This is a genomic window from Pseudomonas sp. R3.Fl (genome assembly GCF_023516765.1).
GTDB classification, from domain to species: Bacteria; Pseudomonadota; Gammaproteobacteria; order Pseudomonadales; family Pseudomonadaceae; genus Pseudomonas; species Pseudomonas citronellolis.
Map to the genome: position 1 here is coordinate 2,143,613 of NZ_JAMGSO010000001.1, position 21,291 is coordinate 2,164,903.

The 21,291-nt window shown below is 66.9% G+C and carries 21 protein-coding genes; 16 read left to right on the plus strand and 5 right to left on the minus strand.

Translation table 11 applies throughout. The features are described 5' to 3' along the window. Nucleotides 1-188: 188 nt before the first annotated feature. From M8R19_RS09215 to M8R19_RS09235, 5 genes are all read left to right on the plus strand, one after another. Entirely contained in the window at nucleotides 189-2,732 is a 2,544-nt protein-coding gene (locus M8R19_RS09215; RefSeq protein ID WP_249917631.1) for a penicillin acylase family protein, read from the plus strand. Nucleotides 2,733-3,058: 326 nt separating this feature from the next. Next, the gene (locus M8R19_RS09220) at nucleotides 3,059-3,838 is read left to right on the plus strand and encodes an ABC transporter substrate-binding protein (RefSeq protein WP_074976648.1); all 780 of its coding nucleotides are present in this window, start codon (nucleotides 3,059-3,061) and stop codon (nucleotides 3,836-3,838) included. 84 nt (nucleotides 3,839-3,922) lie between these two features. Then, nucleotides 3,923-4,648, plus strand: coding sequence for an ABC transporter permease (locus tag M8R19_RS09225; RefSeq protein ID WP_249917632.1), 726 nt, complete (start codon nucleotides 3,923-3,925; stop codon nucleotides 4,646-4,648). After that, nucleotides 4,645-5,358 carry an ABC transporter permease gene (locus M8R19_RS09230; protein ID WP_249917633.1) on the plus strand — a complete coding sequence of 238 codons (714 nt, stop codon included), beginning with the start codon at nucleotides 4,645-4,647 and terminating at the stop codon, nucleotides 5,356-5,358. The genes M8R19_RS09225 and M8R19_RS09230 overlap by 4 nt, the downstream gene beginning before the upstream one ends. 40 nt (nucleotides 5,359-5,398) lie before the next feature. After that, nucleotides 5,399-6,163, plus strand: a complete 765-nt coding sequence (locus M8R19_RS09235; RefSeq protein ID WP_009620708.1) for an ABC transporter ATP-binding protein — start codon at nucleotides 5,399-5,401, stop codon at nucleotides 6,161-6,163. Nucleotides 6,164-6,926: 763 nt separating this feature from the next. On the opposite strand, the gene dcd is transcribed toward M8R19_RS09235, so the two are convergent. Then, a complete protein-coding gene (gene dcd, locus M8R19_RS09240; RefSeq protein WP_074976654.1) occupies nucleotides 6,927-7,493 on the minus strand; it encodes a dCTP deaminase in 567 nt (188 codons plus the stop codon). An 83-nt stretch (nucleotides 7,494-7,576) separates the two neighbouring features. Then, a complete protein-coding gene (apbC, locus tag M8R19_RS09245; protein WP_058488715.1) occupies nucleotides 7,577-8,671 on the minus strand; it encodes an iron-sulfur cluster carrier protein ApbC in 1,095 nt (364 codons plus the stop codon). 204 nt (nucleotides 8,672-8,875) lie between these two features. Between apbC and metG the strand changes: the two genes are divergently transcribed. From metG to M8R19_RS09300, 11 genes are all read left to right on the plus strand, one after another. Next, nucleotides 8,876-10,909, plus strand: coding sequence for a methionine--tRNA ligase (gene metG, locus M8R19_RS09250; RefSeq protein ID WP_249917634.1), 2,034 nt, complete (start codon nucleotides 8,876-8,878; stop codon nucleotides 10,907-10,909). A 108-nt stretch (nucleotides 10,910-11,017) separates the two neighbouring features. Next, nucleotides 11,018-11,263, plus strand: coding sequence for a type II toxin-antitoxin system CcdA family antitoxin (locus tag M8R19_RS09255; protein ID WP_043272502.1), 246 nt, complete (start codon nucleotides 11,018-11,020; stop codon nucleotides 11,261-11,263). Beyond that, entirely contained in the window at nucleotides 11,263-11,574 is a 312-nt protein-coding gene (locus M8R19_RS09260) for a CcdB family protein (RefSeq protein ID WP_249917635.1), read from the plus strand. The genes M8R19_RS09255 and M8R19_RS09260 overlap by 1 nt, the downstream gene beginning before the upstream one ends. A gap of 31 nt (nucleotides 11,575-11,605) precedes the next feature. Next, nucleotides 11,606-12,190, plus strand: a complete 585-nt coding sequence (gene rsxA, locus M8R19_RS09265) for an electron transport complex subunit RsxA (protein WP_043315811.1) — start codon at nucleotides 11,606-11,608, stop codon at nucleotides 12,188-12,190. Then, nucleotides 12,187-12,753, plus strand: a complete 567-nt coding sequence (gene rsxB / locus M8R19_RS09270) for an electron transport complex subunit RsxB (protein WP_009620724.1) — start codon at nucleotides 12,187-12,189, stop codon at nucleotides 12,751-12,753. Before rsxA ends, rsxB begins: the two co-directional genes overlap by 4 nt. Continuing rightward, nucleotides 12,750-15,047, plus strand: coding sequence for an electron transport complex subunit RsxC (gene rsxC / locus M8R19_RS09275; RefSeq protein ID WP_249917636.1), 2,298 nt, complete (start codon nucleotides 12,750-12,752; stop codon nucleotides 15,045-15,047). The genes rsxB and rsxC overlap by 4 nt, the downstream gene beginning before the upstream one ends. 3 nt (nucleotides 15,048-15,050) lie before the next feature. Further along, nucleotides 15,051-16,088 carry an RnfABCDGE type electron transport complex subunit D gene (locus tag M8R19_RS09280; RefSeq protein ID WP_116422471.1) on the plus strand — a complete coding sequence of 346 codons (1,038 nt, stop codon included), beginning with the start codon at nucleotides 15,051-15,053 and terminating at the stop codon, nucleotides 16,086-16,088. Nucleotide 16,089: 1 nt separating this feature from the next. Next, a complete protein-coding gene (gene rsxG, locus M8R19_RS09285) occupies nucleotides 16,090-16,734 on the plus strand; it encodes an electron transport complex subunit RsxG (protein WP_043315824.1) in 645 nt (214 codons plus the stop codon). Then, nucleotides 16,727-17,434: an electron transport complex subunit E gene (locus tag M8R19_RS09290; protein WP_249917637.1), complete on the plus strand. Its 708-nt coding sequence runs from the start codon at nucleotides 16,727-16,729 to the stop codon at nucleotides 17,432-17,434. The genes rsxG and M8R19_RS09290 overlap by 8 nt, the downstream gene beginning before the upstream one ends. Next, a complete protein-coding gene (gene nth, locus M8R19_RS09295; protein WP_064582191.1) occupies nucleotides 17,431-18,069 on the plus strand; it encodes an endonuclease III in 639 nt (212 codons plus the stop codon). Before M8R19_RS09290 ends, nth begins: the two co-directional genes overlap by 4 nt. A gap of 108 nt (nucleotides 18,070-18,177) precedes the next feature. Next, a complete protein-coding gene (locus M8R19_RS09300) occupies nucleotides 18,178-18,357 on the plus strand; it encodes a PA3496 family putative envelope integrity protein (RefSeq protein WP_074976686.1) in 180 nt (59 codons plus the stop codon). Nucleotides 18,358-18,449: 92 nt separating this feature from the next. On the opposite strand, the gene M8R19_RS09305 is transcribed toward M8R19_RS09300, so the two are convergent. From M8R19_RS09305 to gloA, 3 genes are all read right to left on the minus strand, one after another. Continuing rightward, nucleotides 18,450-19,457: an MBL fold metallo-hydrolase gene (locus M8R19_RS09305; RefSeq protein WP_249917638.1), complete on the minus strand. Its 1,008-nt coding sequence runs from the start codon at nucleotides 19,455-19,457 to the stop codon at nucleotides 18,450-18,452. Between the two features lie 9 nt (nucleotides 19,458-19,466). Beyond that, a complete protein-coding gene (locus M8R19_RS09310) occupies nucleotides 19,467-20,393 on the minus strand; it encodes a SphA family protein (protein ID WP_249917639.1) in 927 nt (308 codons plus the stop codon). 486 nt (nucleotides 20,394-20,879) lie between these two features. Continuing rightward, nucleotides 20,880-21,272, minus strand: coding sequence for a lactoylglutathione lyase (gene gloA / locus M8R19_RS09315; protein WP_009618415.1), 393 nt, complete (start codon nucleotides 21,270-21,272; stop codon nucleotides 20,880-20,882). Nucleotides 21,273-21,291: the final 19 nt, after the last annotated feature.

Consider the following 21,291-nt stretch of genomic DNA (forward strand, 5'->3'; position numbering starts at 1 on the left):
GTCCGCGATTGGACTCGCCGGCCACGCCGGACGCCCTGGCGGCACGAACACCCATCGCGAGCATCCCCGCGCCCACCCTCCCGAACCACCCACACCCCGCGAATTCCCTGCCCCCGCGGCTTGCGCGAAGGTGCGCGGCTCTCTAACGTAGCGGCTTTCCGCAAGCCCCTGTGCAGGAGCACGCTTCCATGGCCTCGCGAGCCTTCCGCCCGCTTCCCCGACTCGGCCTCGCCGCCACCCTCAGCGCCGCCGTCAGCCTGACTGGCTGTCAGACCTGGCTGAACGACCGCTATGCCGACAGCCTGCCGCCCACCTCCGGCGTGCAGCCGATCAAGGGCCTGGCCGAGAGCGTGTCGGTGCGCCGCAATGCCCTGGGCATGCCGCTGATCGAGACCAGCACCTTCCACGACGCGCTCTTCGCCATGGGCTACGTGCATGCCAGCGACCGCATCAGCCAGATGGTCGGCCTGCGCCTGATGGCCCAGGGGCGGCTGTCGGAGATGGTCGGGCCGGGCGCCCTGGAGATCGACCGTTTCATGCGCACGGTCAACCTCAGGCAGGCCGCCAATGCCCTCTATGCCGGCTCCTCGCCGCGCCTGAAGCGCTTCTTCGAGACCTATGCGCGCGGCGTCAACGCCTACCTGTTCCGCTACCGCGACAAGCTGCCGATGGACATCGCCGAGTCCGGCTACCGTCCGGAATACTGGAAGCCCGAGGATTCGGCGCTGGTCTTCGCCCTGCTCAACTTCGGCCTGGCGGTGAACCTGCAGGAAGAACTGGATTCCCTGGTGCTCGCGCAGAAGGTCGGCGCCGAGAAGCTCGCCTGGCTCACGCCCATCTACCCCGACGAGGAACTGCCCTTCGCCGAGGCCGACAAGCTCAAGGGCCTGAACCTCGCCGGGCAGATTCCCGGCCTGGCCGAGGTCGGTGGCGCCGCCGAGGCCGTGGCCGGGCTGCAGATGCTCGGCGTGGCCGCCTCCAACAACTGGGCCATCGCCCCGCAGCGCAGCCGCAGCGGCAAGAGCCTGCTGGCCAACGACACCCACCTGCCGCTGTCGATGCCGTCGATCTGGAACTTCATGCAGATCCGCTCGCCGAAGTACAGCGCCGCGGGCGTCACCATCGCCGGCGTGCCCGGTGTGGTGGCCGGCTTCAACGGCAAGCTGGCCTGGGGCATGACCATGGTCATGGGCGACAACCAGGACGTCTTCCTCGAACAAGTACGGCGCCAGGGCGGCAAGCTCTACTACCTGGCCGACGGCCAGTGGAAGCCGGCCAGCGAGCGCGTCGAGACCTTCTTCATCAAGGGCCAGCGCCCGGTGCGCGAGACCATCTACGAAACCCGCCACGGCCCGCTGCTCAACAGCGCCCTGCTCGGCGCGAAGAAGAACGACCTGCAGCCACTGCCGCTGTCCAGCGGCTACGGCCTGGCCTACCAGAGCATCCAGGCGGTGTCGGACAAGAGCCTGGACGCCTTCTTCGACCTGTCCCGGGCCAAGAGCGTCGAGCAGGCCTTCGACGCCACCCGCGAAGTCCGCGCCATGCCGCTGAACATCGTGTTCGCCGACGAGAAGCACATCGGCTGGCAGGTCACCGGGCGCTTCCCCAACCGCAAGGACGGCCGCGGCCTGCTGCCCTCCCCCGGCTGGGACGGGCGCTACGACTGGGACGGCTATGCCGACCCGATCCTCCACCCCTCCGACCAAGACCCGCAGCAGGGCTGGCTGGGCACCGCCAACAACCGCACCGTGCAGCCCGGCTACGGCGCGCAGTTGTCCAGCTCCTGGTACTACCCCGAACGCGCCGAGCGCATCGCCCAGCTGGCCAACGCCAGCAACCGCCACGACGCGCGCAGCATGATCGCCATGCAGTACGACCAGACCACGCCCTTCGCCGCCAAGCTGCAGGGCATGCTCGACGCGCCCGGCATGGCCGCGCCGCTGAAGCAGGCGATCCAGGCGCTGCCCGAGGGCCAGCGCGAGCGCGCCCGCGAGGCCCTGGACCGGCTGATGGCCTTCGACGGCAAGCTCTCCGCCAGCTCCGCCGACGCCGCCCTCTACGAAGCCTTCCTGCAGGAAAGCGCGAAGCAGATCTTCCTCGACGAACTGGGCCCGGAAGACAGCCCGGCCTGGAAGGCCTTCGTGCAGAACGCCGACCTCTCCTACTCGGCCCAGGCCGACCACCTGCTGGGCCGCGACGACAGCCCCTTCTGGGATGACGTGAATACACCGCAGAAGGAAGACAAGCCGGCCATCCTCGCGCGCAGCCTGGCCGCCGCCACCGCCTTCTGCGAGCAGAAGCTCGGCGCCGACCGCCATGCCTGGCAGTGGGGCAAGCTGCACACCTACAACTGGGTCAGCGACAGCACCAAGATGACGCCCTACCTGGACGCCGGCCAGCGCGCCAGCCTGGGCGCGATCAAGGGCTACCTGGACCGCGGCCCCTACCCGGCCGGCGGCGACCACAGCACGCTGAACGTTTCCGCCTACAACTGGGGCCAGAACTTCGACACCTGGCTGATCCCGGCCATGCGCATCGTCGTCGACTTCGGCCAGAGCGAGCCGATGCTCGGGCTCAACAGCAGCGGCCAGTCCGGCAACCCGGCCAGCCCACACTACGCCGACGGCATCGACGCCTGGCTGAAGGGCGACTACATGAGCTTCCCGTTCCAGAGCCAGAACCTCGACCGCGTCTACGGCAGCAAGCGCCTGACCCTCGTCCCGCAGAAATGAGCGCGCGGCGCGGAACTTCCGCCGCGCCGGCAGGTCGGATCTGTCGACTTACTCCATGATCATCTTCAAGGCACCCTCGGGTGCCTTTCTTTTTTGCTGCCTGCGCCACAATCGGCGCACCAGGCTGTTACCGAAAACCCCGCCCCTTCGCCCCGTCTTGGGGCATCCCTTCCCCGACCGGCTGCTATACCTGTCGTAGGAACGCGCCCGTCGTCCGTCTCCTACCGCCGAGGCCCGTGGTTGCGCCCCTGGTTCGAAACTTGCTGTCACATTGATGTTATGCCTTTGGTTCCACTGCTTGAATCAACCACCAAGGATTCCAACCGATGAAAAAAGCATGGCTGACCCTCTCCGCCCTGGTGCTGCTGGCTGGCGCCGGAGCCTTGCAGGCCAAGGAATGGAAAGAAATCCGCTTCGCCACCGACCCGTCCTACGCGCCCTTCGAGTCCAAGGCGCCGGACGGCAGCCTGGTCGGCTTCGACATCGACCTGGGCAACGCCATCTGCGAGCACCTGAAGGTCAAGTGCGTGTGGATGGCCAACGACTTCGACGGCATGATCCCAGGCCTGAAGGCTCGCAAGTTCGATGGCGTGATCTCCTCGATGACCGTCACCGAGGCGCGCCAGAAGGAAATCGACTTCAGCGACAAGCTGTTCACCAGCCCCACCGCGATGATCAGCAAGAAGGGCTCGGGCCTGGAAGCCACCGCCGAATCGCTCAAGGGCAAGACCGTCGGCGTCGAGCAGGGCACCATCCAGGAAACCTTCGCCAAGGCCAAGCTGGAGCCGGCCGGGGTCAACGTGAAGAGCTACCAGAACCAGGACCAGGTCTACGCCGACCTGGTGTCCGGGCGCCTGGACGTGTCGCTGCAGGACATGCTGCAGGCCGAGCAGGGCTTCCTCACCACCGACCAGGGCAAGGGCTTCGAGATCAGCAAGCCGGTGCATGACCCGCTGATGCCGGCCGACATCGCCATCGGCATCAAGAAGGGCAACAACGAACTGCGCGAGATGATCAACAAGGGCATCAAGGCGATCCACGCCGACGGCACCTACGACAAGCTGCAGAAGAAATACTTCGGCGACATCGACATCTACAACGACTGACCCGCGCCACCGCACCCGGCTGCCTTGGCGGCTGCCGGGGGCGGTCTATTCTGCTGATAACGCCGCACAAGGAGTTGCCTGCGCATGCTCCAGGACTTCTTCCGTACCCTGGCCGAGAACATGAGCCTCAAGGGTTACGGCTCCATCCTCCTCGACGGCACCTGGATGACCGTCAAGCTGTCGATCTGCTCGCTGCTGCTGTCGGTGGCGCTCGGCCTGCTGGGCGCCACGGCCAAGCTGTCCGGCTCGAAGCTGCTGCGCTTCCCCGCCACCTGCTACACCACGCTGATCCGCGGCGTGCCCGACCTGGTGCTGATGCTGCTGATCTTCTACAGCCTGCAGACCTGGCTGGCGGACCTGACCGACTACATGGACTGGGACTACATCGAGATCGACCCCTTCAGCGCCGGCATCATCACCCTCGGCTTCATCTACGGCGCCTACTTCACCGAGACCTTCCGCGGTGCCATCCTCGCCGTGCCGCGCGGCCAATTGGAGGCGGCCAGCGCCTACGGCCTGACGCGCCTGCAGCGCTTCCGCTTCGTGCTCTTCCCACAGATGATGCGCTTCGCCCTGCCGGGGGTGGGCAACAACTGGATGGTGCTGATCAAGTCCACCGCGCTGGTCTCCATCATCGGCCTCTCCGACGTGGTGCGCGCCGCCCAGGACGCCGGCAAGAGCAGCTACCGCCTGCTGTTCTTCCTGCTGGTGGCGGCGGCCATCTACCTGCTCTTCACCACCGTCTCCAACATCGTGCTCAACGCCCTTGAGCGCCGCTACGCCATCGGCGTGCGCGAGGCCCTGCGATGATCGAGTTGCTGCAGCAGTACGGCAAGGCCTTCCTCTGGAGCGACGGCTACCACATCACCGGCCTGGCCATGACGCTCTGGCTGCTGACGGTGTCCATCGCCTTCGGCTTCACCTTCGCCATTCCCCTGTCCATCGCCCGCGTCTCGCGCAACCCGCTGCTGCGCTGGCCGGTGCAGTTCTACACCTACGTGTTCCGCGGCACGCCGCTCTACATCCAGCTGCTGGTCTGCTACACCGGCATCTACAGCGTGGCGGCGGTGCGCGAGCAGCCGATCCTCGACGCCTTCTTCCGCAACGGCCTGAACTGCACGCTGCTGGCCTTCGCCCTGAACACCTGCGCCTACACCACCGAGATCTTCGCCGGGGCCATCCGCAACATCGCCCACGGCGAGGTCGAGGCGGCGCACGCCTACGGCCTGAGCGGCTGGCGCCTGTACCGCTACGTGATCATGCCCTCGGCGCTGCGCCGCGCGCTGCCCTACTACAGCAACGAGGTGATCCTCATGCTGCACTCCACCACCGTGGCCTTCACCGCCACGGTGCCGGACATCATGAAGATCGCCCGCGACGCCAACGCCGCCACCTTCCTCTCCTTCCAGTCCTTCGGCATAGCCGCGGCGCTGTACCTGGTGACCTCCTTCACCCTGGTCGGCCTGTTCCGCCTCGCCGAACGCCGCTGGCTGGCCTTCCTCGGCCCCAGCCATGGCTGAACCCATCCCGGCCGCGCGGCGGTCGTAACCTGAGGACTCCATGACCACACTGAAGATCGAAGGCCTGTACAAGCGCTACGGCGACAACGAAGTGCTCAAGGGCGTGTCCCTGGAGACCCGCACCGGCGACGTGGTGAGCATGATCGGTGCCAGCGGCTCGGGCAAAAGCACTTTCCTGCGCTGCATCAACTTCCTCGAACAGCCCGACGAAGGCCGCATGAGCCTGGATGGCGAGGAAATCCGCATGGTCGCCAGCCCCGGCGGCATGCGCGTGGCCGACGCGGCGCAGTTGCAGCGCATCCGCACGCGCCTGGCCATGGTGTTCCAGCACTTCAACCTGTGGAGCCACATGACGGTGCTGGAGAACGTCACCCTGGCCCCGCGCCGCGTCCTGGGCGTCGAGCGCAAGGAAGCCGAGGAACGCGCGCGCAGCTACCTGGCCAAGGTCGGCCTGCCGACCCAGGTGGAGGACAAGTACCCGGCCTTCCTCTCCGGCGGCCAGCAGCAGCGCGTGGCCATCGCCCGCGCGCTGGCCATGGAGCCGGAGATCATGCTGTTCGACGAACCCACCTCGGCGCTGGACCCGGAACTGGTGGGCGAGGTGCTCAAGGTGATCAAGGCCCTGGCCGAGGAAGGCCGCACCATGATCCTGGTGACCCACGAAATGGCCTTCGCCCGCGAGGTCTCCAGCCAGGTGCTGTTCCTCCACCAGGGCCGCGTCGAGGAACAGGGTCCGCCGCAGGAGGTGCTGGGTCAGCCGAAGAGCGAGCGGTTAAGGCAGTTTCTCAGTGGGAATTTGAAGTAGGGGTGGTGCCAGGCTCAGCGCTGGCATGTTATCGAAGTCCGCTCCCCTCACCCCAGCCCTCTCCCGGAGGGAGAGGGGGCTTGTCCTGAGCGGACTGAAGGTCAGGAGTCAGCCGGCAACTTGCAGGCTTGCAGGGAGCGATGTAGCCCCGCTTCACACCGAACGGTCCCCTGGGAGGGTTAGGGTGGGGGAGCGGAGCCAAGCCCAACGCCGACGTGTCGTCGAAGTCCGTCCCCCTCACCCCAGCCCTCTCCCGGAGGGAGAGGGGGCCTGTCCTGAGCAAGCTGAAGGTCAAGAGTCAGCCGGCAACGCCGTAGGCTCGCAGGGAGCTCCGTAGCCCCGCTTCACACCGAACGGTCCCCTCTCCCGCTTGCGGGGGAGGGTTAGGGTGGGGGGGCGGAGCCAAGTCCAGCGCCGGAGTGTCGTCGGAGTCCATCCCCCTCACCCCGGCCCTCTCCCAGAGGGAGAGGGGGCCTGTCCTGAGCGGGCTGACGGTCAGGAGTCAGCCGGCAACGCCGTAGTCTCGCAGGGAGCGCCGTAGCCCCGCTTCACGCCGAACGGTCCCCTCTCCCGCTTGCGGGGGAGGGTTAGGGAGGGGGAACGGGGCCAAGTCCCAGCGCCGGAGTGTCGTCGAAGTCCGTCCCCTCTCCCCAGCCCTCTCCCTGAAGGGAGAGGGGGCTTGTCCTGAGCAGACTGAAGGTCAAGAGTCAGCCGACAACAAAAAACCGGGCCAAAGCCCGGTTTCTCGCATCCGCCTAAAGCCTCAAGCCTTGGGCAGCGTCACACCAGTCTGCCCCTGGTACTTGCCCCCACGGTCCTTGTACGACACCTCGCAGGCCTCATCCGACTGCAGGAACAGCATCTGCGCCACGCCCTCGTGGGCGTAGATCTTCGCCGGCAGGTTGGTGGTGTTGGAGAATTCCAGGGTCACGTGGCCTTCCCACTCCGGCTCCAGCGGGGTGACGTTGACGATGATGCCGCAGCGCGCGTAGGTGCTCTTGCCCAGGCAGATGGTCAGCACGTCGCGAGGGATGCGGAAGTACTCCACGGTGCGCGCCAGGGCGAAGGAGTTCGGCGGGATGATGCAGACGTCGCTGTTGATGTCGACGAAGCTCTTCTCGTCGAAGTTCTTCGGGTCCACCACCGCCGAGTGGATGTTGGTGAATACCTTGAACTCGGCCGCGCAGCGCACGTCGTAGCCGTAGCTGGAGACGCCGTAGGAGATCACCCGGCTGTCGTCGGCGCCGCGGATCTGGCGCTCGACGAAGGGCTCGATCATCCCGTGCTCCAGGGCCATGCGGCGAATCCACTTGTCCGATTTGATGCTCATGGCGGGCGTCCCGTAGCTGCTGAAAAAGAAACGCGAATCTTACCGGCAGGCGCGCCGCCCGGCAAAGGGGCGCGCCGGGCGGCTCAGTCCTCGCTGATCGAGATGCTCGGCATCGCCGGCGCGTCCTTCTCGCTCAGGGCGATGCGCGCGCCCACGCAGCGGGCCATTTCCTGGTAGATCATCGCCAGTTGGCTTTCCGGGTCGGCGATCACCGTCGGCTTGCCGCCGTCGGCCTGCATGCGGATGGCCATGGACAGCGGCAGCGAGGCCAGCAGCTCGACGCCGTACTGCGCCGCCAGCTTCTCGCCGCCGCCCTCGCCGAACAGGTGCTCCGCATGGCCACAGTTGGAGCAGATGTGCACCGCCATGTTCTCCACCACGCCCAGCACCGGGATGTTGACCTTGCGGAACATCTCCACGCCCTTCTTCGCATCGAGCAGGGCCAGGTCCTGCGGGGTGGTGACGATCACCGCGCCGGCCACCGGGACCTTCTGCGCCAGGGTCAGCTGGATGTCGCCGGTACCCGGCGGCATGTCGATCACCAGGTAATCCAGGTCGTTCCAGGCGGTCTGGGTGATCAGTTGCAGCAGCGCGCCGGAAACCATCGGCCCGCGCCACACCACCGGGGTGTTGTCGTCGGTGAGGAAGGCCATGGACATGACCTCCACGCCATGGGCCTCCAGCGGCACGAACCACTTCTGCTCGCGCACCTTCGGCCGGGTGCCCTCGGGGATGCCGAACATGATGCCCTGGCTGGGGCCGTAGATGTCGGCGTCGAGGATGCCCACCTTCGCGCCTTCGCGGGCCAGCGCCAGGGCCAGGTTGGCGGCGGTGGTGGACTTGCCCACGCCGCCCTTGCCGGAGGCCACGGCGATGATGTTCTTCACGTTGCTCATGCCCGGCACCTGGGCCTGGGCCTTGTGCGCGGCGATCTTCACGTCCACCTTCACCTGGGCCGAGTCCACGCCGTCGAGGGCTTCCAGGGCCATCTGCACGGTCTGCGCCAGGCCATTCCTGAACAGGCCGCAGGCGTAGCCCAGCTCCAGGCCCAGGGCGATGCGCCCGCCCTGGATGTCGAGGTCGCGCAGGTAGCCGGCGTCGAGCAGGTTCTGGCCGGTGTGCGGGTCGGTGATCTGGCGGAGGACGGCCTCCACCGTGGCGCGGGTGACGACGCTCATGGGTTCTCCCGAAAAAAGGCTGAGCACGGTAGGCGGACATTCTAACAGCAGCTTCAGGCTTCAGGCTTCAGGCTTCAGGCCGCAGGCTTCAGGCGAACAGCAGGCACCGATTGCTCTTCGCTCCTACCTGTAGCCTATAGCCTGCCGCCTGCAGCCTGTTATAGTTACCGACTTCCCTCGATTTACCCCAATGGCCTGAGCATCATGTCCGAAAACCGCCAGATCCTCGTCACCAGCGCCCTGCCCTACGCCAACGGCTCCATTCACCTGGGCCACATGCTGGAATACATCCAGACCGACATCTGGGTGCGTTTCCAGAAGATGCGTGGCAACCAGGCGGTGTACGTCTGCGCGGACGACGCCCACGGCTCGGCCATCATGCTGCGCGCCGAGCGCGAGGGCATCACCTCGGAGCAACTGATCGACGCCGTGCGCGCCGAGCACATGACCGACTTCGCCGACTTCCTGGTGGACTTCGACAACTACTACTCGACCCACTCGGAAGAGAACCGCGAGCTGTCCTCGGCCATCTACCTGAAGCTGCGCGATGCCGGGCACATCGCCACGCGCCCGGTGACCCAGTACTTCGACCCGGAAAAGCAGATGTTCCTGGCCGACCGCTTCATCAAGGGCACCTGCCCGAAGTGCGGCACCGCCGACCAGTACGGCGACAACTGCGAAGCCTGCGGCGCCACCTACTCGCCCACCGAGCTGAAGGACCCGAAGTCGGCCATCTCCGGCGCCACCCCGGTGCTCAAGGAGTCGCTGCACTACTTCTTCAAGCTCCCGGACTTCGACGCCATGCTCAAGCAGTGGACGCGCAGCGGCGCGCTGCAGGAGTCGGTGGCCAACAAGATCGCCGAGTGGCTGGACGCCGGCCTGCAGGAATGGGACATCTCCCGTGACGCGCCCTACTTCGGCTTCGAGATTCCCGAAGCCCCGGGCAAGTACTTCTACGTCTGGCTGGACGCGCCCATCGGCTACATGGCCAGCTTCAAGAACCTCTGCGCGCGCCGCCCGGAGCTGGACTTCGACGCCTTCTGGAACAAGGATTCCAAGGCCGAGCTGTACCACTTCATCGGCAAGGACATCGTCAACTTCCACGCGCTGTTCTGGCCGGCCATGCTCGAAGGCGCCGGCTACCGCAAGCCCACCGCGCTGAACGTGCACGGCTACCTGACCGTCAACGGGCAGAAGATGTCCAAGTCCCGCGGCACCTTCGTCAAGGCGCGCACCTACCTGGACCACCTGGACCCGGAATACCTGCGCTACTACTACGCCTCCAAGCTCGGCCGCGGCGTCGACGACCTCGACCTGAACCTCGAGGACTTCGTGCAGAAGGTCAACTCCGACCTGGTCGGCAAGGTGGTCAACATCGCCAGCCGTTGCGCCGGCTTCATCCACAAGGGCAACGCCGGCGTGCTGGTCGACGCCGACCCGGCGCCGGAACTGGTAGAAGCCTTCAAGGCCGCCGCGCCGAGCATCGCCGCCGCCTATGAAGCCCGCGACTTCGGCCGCGCCATGCGCGAAATCATGGCCCTGGCCGACCAGGCCAACGCCTGGATCGCCGACAAGGCGCCCTGGGCGCTGAACAAGCAGGAAGGCAAGCAGGCCGAGGTCCAGGCCATCTGCGCCCTGGGCGTGAACCTGTTCCGCCAGCTGGTGATCTTCCTCAAGCCCGTGCTGCCGAAGCTGGCCGAGGCCGCCGAAGCCTTCCTCAACGTCGCCCCGCTGAAGTGGAGCGACCACGAGCAACTGCTGGCCAACCACCAGCTGAACCCGTTCAACCCGCTGATGACCCGTATCGAGCCCGCGAAAATCGAAGCCATGATCGAAGCCTCCAAGGAAGACCTCGCCGCCGCCAACCAGCCCAAGGGCAATGGCGAACTGGTGAAGGACCCGCTGGCCGCGGAAATCAACTTCGACGCCTTCGCCGCCGTCGACCTGCGCATCGCGCTGATCGAGAAGTGCGAGTTCGTCGAGGGCGCCGACAAGCTGCTGCGCCTGTCCCTGGACATCGGCGACGAGAAGCGCAACGTGTTCTCCGGCATCAAGAGCGCCTACCCGGACCCGAGCAAGCTCGAAGGCCGCCTGACCCTGTACGTGGCCAACCTGGCCCCGCGCAAGATGAAGTTCGGCGTCTCCGAAGGCATGGTCCTGGCCGCCGGCCCCGGCGGCGAGGAAATCTATCTGCTCAGCCCGGACAGCGGCGCCAAGCCGGGCCAGCGCGTGAAGTAAGCGGCAAACACCGAACGCGACGCCGGCCCCAGGGCCGGCGTCGTCGTTTCTGCCTTGCCCGGGCACAGCCATGCGCATAACCTATGCGCATCCGTCTCGGAGGTTCCCATGCACACGACCTACGATCCCCAAGCCCCGAAGAAAGCCACCAACCTCAGCCTGAACAGCGACCTGCTCAAGCAGGCCCGCGAGCTGGACGTGAACCTCTCGGCGGTGCTGGAGGAAGCGCTGGCCGACGTGGTGCGCGAACGCCTGCGGCAACGCTGGCTGGAACAGAACCGCCAGGCGATAGACGCCTACAATCAGCATGTGGACGGCGCCGGCGTGTTCGCCGACGACCTGCGGAGCTTCTGATGCCGCAGTTCGACCTGTACCGCAACCCCAGCCCGCGCAGCCGCGGGGACATCCCGCTGCTGCTGGACGTGCAGAGCGACCTGCTCGCCTCGCTGAACACCCGCGTGGTGATCCCGCTCAGCCGCGGCAAGGGCCTGGCCGGCATCGACCGGCTGATGCCCGAGGTGACGGTGGAGGGCGAGAAACTGCTACTGCTCACCCCGCAGATGGCCGGCGTGGCACGCCGCGAGCTGGGCGAGCCGGTGGGCAGCCTGGCACACCTGCGGTTGGACATCATCGCCGCCATCGACCTGCTGATCACGGGAATCTGAGCATGCCCAAGCTCACCCAAGGCGCCCAGCCATGACCGAACTCGCCCTGATCCTGGTCAGCGCCATCCTGGTCAACAACTTCGTGCTGGTGCAGTTCCTCGGCCTGTGCCCGTTCATGGGCGTGTCGCGCAAGATCGAGACGGCCATCGGCCTGGCCCTGGCCACCACCTTCGTGCTGACCCTGGCCTCGATCTGCAGCTACATCCTGCAGCGCTACGTGCTACGCCCGCTGGACCTGGAGTACCTGCGCACCATCGGCTTCATCCTGGTGATCGCCGTGGTGGTGCAGTTCACCGAACTGCTGGTGAAGAAGAGCAGCCCGCTGCTGTACCGCGTGCTGGGCATCTTCCTGCCGCTGATCACCACCAACTGCATCGTCCTCGGCGTGGCCCTGCTCAACGCCAACAAGCCCGAGTACGGTTTCCTGCAATCCAGCGTGCAGGGCTTCGGCGCCGGGCTGGGCTTCTCCCTGGTGCTGGTGCTGTTCGCCGCCCTGCGCGAGCGCATCGCCATCGCCGACGTACCCAAGCCGTTCCAGGGCGCGGCCATCGGCATGATCACCGCCGGGCTGATGTCCCTGGCCTTCATGGGCTTCACCGGGCTGATCAAGCTATGAGCGCCGTGCTGCTCGCGGTCGGTGTGCTGCTGGCCCTGTGCCTGGCCAGCGGCGCCCTGCTCGGCTACGCGGCGGTGCGCTATCGCGTCGAGGGCGACCCGGTGGCCGAACAGGTCAACGCCCTGCTGCCGCAGACCCAGTGCGGGCAATGCGGCTATGCCGGCTGCAAGCCCTACGCCGAGGCCATCGCCCAGGGCGACGCGATCAACAAGTGCCCGCCCGGCGGCAGCGCCACCATCGCCGCCCTGGCCGACCTGCTCGACGTCGAGGCGCCGCCCCTGGACGCCCCGGCGGAAACCCCGCCGCGCGTGGCCTTCATCCGCGAGGCCGAGTGCATCGGCTGCACCAAGTGCATCCAGGCCTGCCCGGTGGACGCCATCGTCGGCGCCGCGCGGCAGATGCACACGGTGATCGCAGCCGAATGCACCGGCTGCGATCTGTGCGTCGAGCCCTGCCCGGTGGACTGCATCGACATGCTCGACCTGGAAGTCGGCGTGCGCGACTGGAAATGGCCGCTGCCCGATGCCCGGCTGATCGCCAGCGACCGGGAGCAGGCCGCATGAACGCCAAGGCCTGGGACTTCCCCGGCGGCCTGCATCTGCCGACCAACAAGGCGCAATCCACCGCCGGCCCCATCGTCCAGGCACCACTGCCCAGCCGGCTGATCCTGCCGCTGCAGCAACACACCGGCGCGCCGGCCCTGCCCTGCGTGGACGTCGGCGAGCGCGTGCTCAAGGGCCAGATGATCGCCAGCCCCGGCAGCGCCATCAGCGCCGCCGTGCATGCGCCGACCTCCGGCACGGTGGTGGCGATCGGCGAGCAGCCTTATCCACATCCCTCCGGCCTACTGGCCGAAGCCATCGTCATCGACGCCGATGGACTGGACGAATGGGCGCCCTTGCAGCCCTGCCCCGACTACCGACAGGAAAGCCCCGCCGCGCTGCTGGAACGCATCCGCCAGGCCGGCATCGCGGGGCTCGGCGGCGCCGGCTTCCCCACTGCCGCCAAGCTGGCCGCCCGCGCCGCCGAGGACCTGCACACCCTGGTGATCAACGGCGCCGAGTGCGAGCCCTACATCAGCGCCGACGACATGCTGATGCGCGAACGCGCCGCCGAACTGGTGGAAGGCATCGAGATTCTCATCCACCTGCTGCAACCGCAGCAGGTGCTGCTCGGCCTCGAGGACGACAAGCCCCAGGCCATCGAGGCCCTGCGCCAGGCCATCGGCGAGCGCGCCATCGAACTGCGGGTGGTCCCCACCAAGTACCCCTCCGGCGGCGAACGCCAGCTGATCCAGCTGCTCAGCGGCCGCGAAGTGCCCAGCGGCGGCCTGCCGGCGGACATCGGCATGGTCTGCGTCAACGTCGGCACCGCCGTGGCGCTGCGTGATGCGCTGATCCTCGGCCGCCCGCTGATCTCACGCATCACTACCCTGACCGGCGCCGCCCTGGCGCGGCCGATGAACGTCGAGGTACTGCTCGGCACGCCGGTCGGCGAACTGCTGGAATTCGCCGGGCTGGACCGCGGCCGGCTCGGCCGCCTGCTCATGGGCGGCCCGCTGATGGGCATCACCCTCGGCGACCTGCAGGCCCCGCTGATCAAGACCGCCAACTGCCTGCTGGCCGCCAGCGCCGAGGAGCTGCCGACACCGCCCGCCGCCCTGCCGTGCATCCGCTGCGGCGACTGCGCCCGGGCCTGCCCGGCCAGCCTGCTGCCGCAGCAGCTGTACTTCTTCGCCCAGGGCGACGACCACGAGCAGTTGCAGGCCTACAACCTGTTCGACTGCATCGAGTGCGGCGCCTGCGCCTACGTCTGCCCCTCCAGCATCCCGTTGGTGCAGTACTACCGCGCGGCCAAGGCGGACATCCGCGAACTGCAGTTGAAACAGCAGAAGGCCGAGCATTCGCGCCTGCGCTTCGAGCACCGCCAGGAACGCCTGCGCCGCGAGGAGCAACGCAAGGCCGAGGAACGCCAGGCCCGCCTGGAACGCGCCGCCCGCGCCCGCGAAGCCCAGGCCGCCGCGCCGCTGGTGGAAGCGCCGCAGTCGGCCATCGAACGGGTGAAATCGGAGAAGGCCGTGGGCAACGCCGGCGCCGACCTCAAGCGGCTGAAGATCGAAGCCAGCATGGCCCGCGTCGCCCTGCAGAAGGCCGAGAAGCAGCTGGCCGCCCACGACACCGAACAATTGCGCGCCCAGGTCGAGACGCTGCGCCAGGCCGCCGAGCAGGCCCGCCTGGCCCTGGAGACTGCCGAAGCCGAACCAGCCCCCGCCGCTCCCAAGCCAGCAATCGGCGACGAAGCGGCCCTGAAGAAGGCGAAGATCGACGCTGCCATGGCCCGCGCCCAATTGAAGAAGTCCGAGAAAGCCTTCGGCGAAGCGCCCGACGAACAGCAGCAGGCCACCCTCGCCCAGCTGCGCGAAGCCGCCGAACAGGCCGAGCGCCACCTGGCGCAATTGCAGGCAGCGCCCGAACCCAAGGCGGAGCCCGCCGGCGACGGCATGGCGAACCTGAAGAAAGCCAAGATCGCCCTGGTCAGCCGCCGCGCCGAGCTGAGGAAAGCCGAGCAGGACGGCGCCGGCGATGCCGAACTGGCCCTGCTGCGCGAAGCCCTGGCCGAGGCCGAGCGCCAGTTGCACGCCGCCGAGGACGCCAGCGGCAAGCCGGCGCCGGACCTGCAACGCATCGACAAGCGCCCGGTGGACGCCGCCACCCGCGCCCTCAAGACCGAACTGGCCTACGCCCGCGCCGACCTCAAGAAGCTCGAACGCGAAGGCGCCGACGAAGCCCGCCTGGCCGCCGCGCGCGAGCGTTTGGCAGCGGCGGAAAACGCGCTGGCCGCGCGCGATACGGAGTGACCCATGGCCCTGCCGCGTTTTTCCTCGCCCCACGCCACCGGCGCCAATCGCACGCAGAAGGTCATGCTGCAAGTGCTCGCCGCGCTGGCCCCGGGCGCCCTGGCGCTGATCGCCCTGTACGGCGTCGGCACCCTGTTCAACCTGCTCTGGTGCTCCGCCGTGGCCCTGGGCACCGAGGCGCTGATGCTGCACCTGCGCAAGCGCCCGCTGGCGGTGTTCCTCAAGGACGGCAGCGCCCTGGTCACCGCCGTGCTCCTGGCCCTGGCCCTGCCGCCCTACGCGCCCTGGTGGCTGAGCCTACTGGCCAGCGCCTTCGCCCTGGTGTTCGGCAAGCACCTGTACGGCGGCCTCGGGCAGAACCCGTTCAACCCGGCGATGCTCGGCTACGTGGTGGTGCTGGTGTCCTTCCCCCTGGAAATGACGCGCTGGCCCAGCCCGGACGCCGGCCTCGGCCTGGTCGACGGCCTGTCGCGCATCCTCGGCCTGGGCGCGCCGCCGCCGGACGCCTGGGCCGGCGCCACCGCGCTGGACGTGCTGAAGAACAACCACAGCCTGACCATCGACGAGCTGCTGACGCAGAGCGCGGCCTTCGGCCACGTCGGCGGGCGCGGCGTGGAGCTGGTCAACCTGGCCTTCCTCGCCGGCGGCCTGTTCCTGCTCTGGCGCAAGCTGTTCACCTGGCACGCGCCGGTGGGCATGCTCGGCGGCCTGTTCGTCATGAGCCTGCTGTTCTGGAACGGCTCGGGCTCGGATTCCCACGGCTCGCCGCTGTTCCACCTGTTCAGCGGCGCGGCCATGCTCGGCGCGTTCTTCATCGTCACCGACCCGGTTTCCGGCGCCACCAGCAACCGCGGGCGCCTGGTGTTCGGCCTCGGCGTGGGCATCGTCACCTACGTGATCCGCGCCTGGGGCGGCTACCCCGACGGCGTGGCCTTCGCCGTGCTGCTGATGAACCTGGCGGCGCCGACCATCGACTACTACACCCGCCCGCGCACCTACGGGCACAAGAAGCCCAAGCGCGGCTTCAAGCTGGGGGAATGAGATGGCCGACAGCCGCCGTTCCATGCTGAAGAACGCCCTGCTGCTGGGGGCCTTCGCGGTGCTCTGCGTCGGCCTGGTGGCGGTGGTTCACCAGTTCACCCAGGCGCGCATCGAGCAGGCCCAGCGCGAGGCGCGCGGGCGCCTGCTGCTGGAACTGCTGCCGCCGGGAAGCTACGACAACCACCCGCTGGACGCCCCCGTCGAAGTCTTCGAGCCCAAGCTGCTGGGCAAGCCGCAGCCGGCCCAGGCCTTCGTCGCCCGCCTGCAGGGCCGCGCCACCGGCGTCATACTCCCGGCCACCGCGCCGGACGGCTACAGCGGCGCCATCGAACTGCTGGTGGGAGTCAGCGCCGAAGGCCGCCTGCTCGGCGTGCGCGTGGTGGCGCACAAGGAAACCCCGGGCCTGGGCGACAAGATCGAGCCGGGCAAGAGCGACTGGCTGCACGGCTTCGACGGCCGTTCCCTGGCCGACCCGGACGAGGCCGGCTGGAAGGTGAAGAAGGACGGCGGCCGGTTCGACCAGTTCGCCGGCGCCACCGTCACCCCGCGCGCCGTGGTCAAGGCCACGCACAAGGCGCTGCAGTATTTCGATGCGCACAAGGCCGCGCTGCTGGCGCCGGCGGCCGGAGGCGAACAACATGAATAGCTACCGCGAGATCGCCCGCCAGGGCCTGTGGCGGAACAACCCCGGGCTGGTCCAGCTGCTGGGCCTGTGCCCGCTGCTGGGCACCAGCAACTCCATGGTCAACGCCCTCGGCCTGGGCCTGGCGACCATCTTCGTGCTGGCCTGCTCCAACGCCGCCATCTCCGCGACGCGGCGCTGGGTCGGCGCGGCGGTGCGACTGCCGGTGTTCGTGCTGATCATCGCCGCGCTGACCACCTGCATTGAACTGCTGATGCAGGCCTGGACCTACGAGCTGTACCAGATCCTCGGCATCTTCATCCCGCTGATCACCACCAACTGCGTGATCCTCGGCCGCGCCGAAGCCTTCGCCGCGCGCAACGGCGTCGCCCGCGCGGCCTTCGACGGCCTGATGACCGGCGCCGGCTTCGCCCTGGTGCTGCTGGTGCTGGGCACCTTGCGCGAACTCATCGGCCACGGCACCCTGCTGGCCGACATGAACCTGCTGTTCGGTCCGGCCGCCGCCGGCTGGAAGTTGCAGATAGCCGATTACCAGGGCTTCCTGCTCGCCGTGCTGCCGCCCGGCGCCTTCCTCCTGCTGGGCCTGCTGATAGCCCTGAAGAACCGTATCGATGAAAGCCTGGCGGAACGCGCCAAGGCGCAGGCGGGCAACGTACCCGCCGCAGAGCGCCAGCGCGTCCGCGTGACCGGAGTGATCGAATGAATGCCGCCAAGCGCGCGGAGATTTTCCGCCGTCTGCAAGAAGACAACCCCGACCCCAAGACCGAGCTGGCCTACGATTCGCCCTTCGAGTTGCTCATCGCGGTGATCCTCTCCGCCCAGGCCACCGACGTCGGGGTGAACAAGGCCACCGCCAAGCTCTACCCGGTGGCCAACACCCCCGAAGCCATCTACGCCCTGGGCGTGGACGGGCTGTCGGAGTACATCAAGACCATCGGCCTGTACAACAGCAAGGCGAAGAACGTCATCGAGACCTGCCGCATCCTCATCGAGAAGCACGGCAGCAAGGTGCCGGAGAACCGCGAGGACCTGGAGGCCCTGCCCGGCGTCGGGCGCAAGACCGCCAACGTGGTGCTCAACACCGCCTTCCGCCAGTTGGCCATGGCGGTGGACACGCACATCTTCCGCGTCGCCAACCGCACCAACATCGCGCCGGGGAAGAACGTCCTGGAGGTGGAACGCAAGCTGCTCAAGTTCGTGCCCAGGGAATACCTGTTGGACGCCCACCACTGGCTGATCCTGCATGGCCGCTACGTCTGCAAGGCGCGCAAGCCGCAGTGTGGCAGCTGCCGCATCGAGGACCTGTGCGAGTACAAGCACAAGACTTCCGACGATTGAGTGCTATCGTCAAAAGCATCGCCGCTCATTGAAAAAATCTTTTTTACCGCCCCGAGCTTTGTCGCTATAAGGGGCGCCAAGCACACCCCGCACGTTGGAGTGATCGTTATGGCCGATAAAGAAGATCTCGAGCTCGAAGACGAAGTGAGCACCGACGATGCCGACGACAGCGTCGAAGCTGCCGCCGAAGTCGCCAAGACCAACCTCACCAAGCGCCGCATCATCGACAACTACCTCGAAGAGCGCCGCCTGCAGCGCCAGCTGTCGGACTACGATTTCGACCTCTGAGCCTTGCGCCCAAGCTGAAAAAAGCCCCGCACTTGGCGGGGCTTCGTTTTTTTCGGTTCTCACCTCCGGCACGCACGGATGCATGCCTGCGCTCATCGGAAAACCACATTGTCATCGGCCAGCGCGATGCGCCCTCCATACAGCGCCTGCAAGCGCAGCAGCAGGTCACTGCGCGCCTCCCCGTGCGTCAGCGCGTGGGTGCCGATCAGCAGCCTGGGCTGCACCTTGGCCATCAGCGCCGCCAATTGGGTTTCCGTGGTGTGGGCATCGAGCATGTAGTCGCGCCACTCGCCGGGAAGCTTCGCGGTGCCCGCCGAGCTCATGACTTCGCTGATGACGATGTCGCTGCCCGCGAGCTTCTCTTCCAGCGCCGGCGTCAGGCGGTACGAATAGTCGCCGGTGATGGATATCACCAGGTCCGGCGTTTCCACCCTGTACCCGTAGGTCCTGCCGGGGTCCCAACTACCATGGACGACCTGGAAGGCGGAAACGCGAACGTGCTCATCGGAGAAGACCGGGCCAGGGGCTGAAAACTCCTTGGTTTCCACGGTGATGCCCGCCTTGTTCTTCGTTCTCGTCGAAGCCAGGCGATAGTCTATCCACTGCTTGTTCCCCTCCAGCACGCCGCGCACCAGCGCCTCCGTGCCCGGCGGGCCATGGACCCGGGCCGGCCCCTGGCGACCATAGATCCAGAAGCGCAGGAGAAACGCCGGCACGTCGAGAACATGGTCGCTATCCAGGTGCGTCAGGAACAGCTTGTCCATGTAGCCGGCCCCCGGATACCCGGTAGGCATCTTCCACGGTGGGAAGACCTTGCCGTCGCCGTACCTGGACAGGTTGTTCATGCTGCCGTGCCCTGCGTCGAACACGTAGACGCTGTCCCTGACCACGATCGCGATCGACTGCCCCGCCTTGTTCGGCTCGAGGATGGGGCTTCCCGTCCCCAGGAAGACGATCCGCGTCTGGTATTCCCTGCCCGTCCCCATCGCTCGACCCAGGTCGACGGTGCGGTAGAGGGGAGCCTCATCCTTCGACGCAGCGACGCCCGGCAAACCGAGGACACAGAGCGACAGCAACAACAGGATCAGCTTGTTGTTCATAGCCCCTCCTCAGAAGCCCTTGTGGATATTGGCGATCACCCGGGTGCCCTGGCCCCGGTTCCTGGCATCGAACTCCTCGTACCAGGCCACTCCGAAGCCCAGCCGCGCCTGGCGATGGAAATAGGAAAAAGCCGGTCCGAGCGCCGAGACGGACTCCTTCGAACGGCTGACCCTGCGCCCGTCGAGGCGATCGTCGCTCAGCTGTTCCAGCCTGTAGCCCGCCAGGCCCAACCTGAGGCGCTCCGACAGCAGATAGCCGCTCGACAGGCTCAGGTTCATGGCGGTGCCGGGCTGCGCGCTGCGGGCTCGACCGCCGACCGGATCGTCGTTGCGGTCGCTCCAGACGTATCCGAGGTTGAAGCTGTGGCTCCAGCGCCCACTGAAGTAGGTGCCGGCGAACATGGGGTTCAGGTAGAGGTAGTTGCTCCCGACATTGACGTACCGCTTGTCGTCGTATGCGCCGGTCGGCAGCGTCAGCGCCAGGATCGACTGCAGGGTGAGCCGTCCGGAACCCAGCGGCATGTCGCGCCAGGTCAGTTTCACCGGCCGCAGGGTGATGTCCCCCACGCCGGAATCGCGCCCCTTGGCTCCGCCCTCGACATCGATGTCCGAGTGGATGACAGGCACCCTGACGGTGAAACCGTACTCGGCGCCAAATATCTTCCATGGGGTATTGAGCGCGTACTGAAAGATACTGGTGCTTATCCGGTTGTTCTTCTCCCCGGGTGTTTCATCGCCTTCGCCGTCCTTTATGTTTTCGACTGAATAGAAGTTCTGTTGGAACATCAGGTGATGCCCCGGCCTCGCCAGTCCCTCGGAGAAAAAACCACCGCCGAGATTGACCGGCGGCAGTTTCACCGGATCGATGTTCTTTGCCAGAACGGGCTGCTGCAACATACAGCCCAGGATGCCCAAGGCCAGAAGTGACGCTTTCATTTCCATTCCTTTTTCTTGTTATTCGCTACCTTCGGGCAAAGCCGTCCCTTGACCGCGATCGTCACGTCGACGAGCAGCGCACAGGAGGCTCAGGAACCGAAATGGCTATTCAATGGAGCGCCACTGGCAGCGCTCCCCCGGCTCGTCCCTGAGCAAGGCTCTGACTCAGCTATTTCCCCCGCGAAACAATGTTTCCCTGAGAAAATTGCAGGAGGCATGCCAGCTCATGGAGAAGGAAGGGAAATGCCTGTTTCAGGCATTAAACCTTTGGAATCAGCCGGTTGAATGGAAACTCGCCAAGGACCGATATGCCGGCCGGTTTTCGATGTTTCACTACCGAATAAGCGGATGAAGGGATAGGCAGGGTGAGGCGATCATGCCCACGCCCCTGCCGGTGCGCGGCTCATTCGGTAACACCCGGCGCCTGGCCGGAGGGACCAGGCGGTTCGAACATGGCGTCGGAGGCGGTCGCCTCCAGGAACGACCTCAGTCCTTGCGCTGCGGCGACAGCAGCTCGATCTTGTAGCCATCCGGGTCCTCGACGAAGGCCAGGATGCTGGTGCCGTGCTTCATCGGGCCCGGCTCGCGGGTGATCTTGCCGCCGCGCGAGCGGATGTCCTCGCAGGCCTTGTAGACGTCGTCCACTTCCAGGGCGATGTGGCCGTAGCCGGTGCCCAGCTCGTACTTGTCCACGCCCCAGTTGTAGGTCAGCTCGATGACGCTGTTCTCGTCCTCGGCGCCGTAGCCGACGAAGGCCAGGGTGAACTGGCCGTCCGGGTAGTCCTTGCGGCGCAGCAGGGTCATGCCCAGGACTTCGGTGTAGAAGGCGATGGACTTGTCCATATCGCCGACGCGCAGCATGGTATGCAGCAGTCTCATGGGGGTCGTTCTCCTCATC